The sequence below is a fragment of the Alcanivorax sp. HI0083 genome, assembly GCF_001635175.1.
In genome coordinates, this window is record NZ_LWFX01001445.1 from 1 (window position 1) to 1,291 (window position 1,291).

At 55.1% G+C, this 1,291-nt stretch carries 3 protein-coding genes; 1 reads left to right on the forward strand and 2 read right to left on the reverse strand.

Going from position 1 to position 1,291, the window contains the following annotated elements; genetic code table 11:
- Positions 1 to 344 (forward strand): tRNA (guanosine(46)-N(7))-methyltransferase TrmB (locus A3754_RS21885; protein ID WP_369817641.1); only part of this gene is annotated, 344 nt, incomplete at its 5' end.
- Positions 345 to 416: 72 nt separating this feature from the next.
- On the opposite strand, the gene A3754_RS28635 is transcribed toward A3754_RS21885, so the two are convergent.
- Both A3754_RS28635 and A3754_RS28640 read right to left on the reverse strand, forming a co-directional pair.
- Positions 417 to 641 carry a hypothetical protein gene (locus A3754_RS28635; RefSeq protein ID WP_231880735.1) on the reverse strand — a complete coding sequence of 75 codons (225 nt, stop codon included), beginning with the start codon at positions 639 to 641 and terminating at the stop codon, positions 417 to 419.
- A 170-nt stretch (positions 642 to 811) separates the two neighbouring features.
- Positions 812 to 1,015 carry a hypothetical protein gene (locus A3754_RS28640; RefSeq protein ID WP_063519302.1) on the reverse strand — a complete coding sequence of 68 codons (204 nt, stop codon included), beginning with the start codon at positions 1,013 to 1,015 and terminating at the stop codon, positions 812 to 814.
- Between the last annotated feature and the right edge of the window lie 276 nt (positions 1,016 to 1,291).

Consider the following 1,291-nt stretch of genomic DNA (forward strand, 5'->3'; position numbering starts at 1 on the left):
TGGAGCTGTGCATTCCCGATAACAGCCTGGCGCGGGTGCAGCTGTACTTCCCGGATCCCTGGCACAAGAAAAAGCACCACAAGCGCCGCATCGTTCAGCCCGCCTGGGTGGCACTGGTACAACGCAAACTGCAACCCGGCGGTATTCTGCACATGGCCACGGACTGGGAAAACTATTCCGAACACATGATGGAAGTGATGAACACAGCCGAGGGGTTCAACAATGTGGCGGGGCCAGGCGTCTTCTCGCCGCGCCCGAGCTGGCGCCCGGAAACCAAGTTTGAGCGCCGCGGGGAAAAACTTGGCCACGGAGTCTGGGACTTGTTGTTCGAGAAAAGCGCTTAACAGTAAAGAATTCGGCCTAAAGGCGGGCAAAGAAAAACCGCAGCGCAGGCTGCGGTTTTTCTTTGCTCAATCTCAGCGGAAGTAGCCTTCCACCCCCAAATTTAAACTGTTGTATTCCAGCTCTTCACCCATTTCATCTTCAAAGCTGTAGAAGGTGTAACCCGCGACAATACCGCCGTTCCCCTGATTGAAAAGAAATTTACCACGCAGGCCATAGAAAAAATCCCGACCATCGCTGCTGCTTTTCGACGTCCCGAGGGCAGTGGTAGTAATGGATTCGCCATCCCAGTTCTGCAAACCCAATGCCCCCCAAGTAAACCGTATCCGCAAGTGGGAACATGATATCAGCCGCCAGGTACAGACCATCGGCATCCACCTCATATTCGCCTATCTTCATTCCACCCGTGAACACCTCTCCGGATTGCTCCCCGAATTGGCGGTAGCCAATACGAAAAGAGGAAGCGCCACTAAAAGCATACCCCCAAGTACAGGTCTGGCCCTGTGCTGGCACCATCATCTTCTACGTTGAAACCACCACCCAGAGCATCTTCCAGCTCATCAGCAAAATTACCGGTATCCAGCGCAAAGCCTCCACCCACAAGAAAGCCCCCTCGCAGGCTATCTTCAACAGCCCAGGAGTTTCCGGTGGCCAAGGCCACCAGCAGCGTCACTAGGGAACCTCTGAAAAACTCCTTGCGTACTCAGTCTTTCAGGCTGGTTCGCAATCTATACCCCATTCGGGGCACAGAGGGCGCGCTTTTGAAGGTGTCCCCTAACTGGGATCGAGATATGTCCATCCATCGAAAAAGCGCAACAACGAGTGCGGGCCAGCCTGGATGACCCGAAGCACCCGTTCGGGCATAAAGGCGCGGCCTGAAGCGCACACCTGCTGCGCATTGCCTCTCGGAAAGGGAACCACCCTGACCATCAAGACAAGACGCAACAGC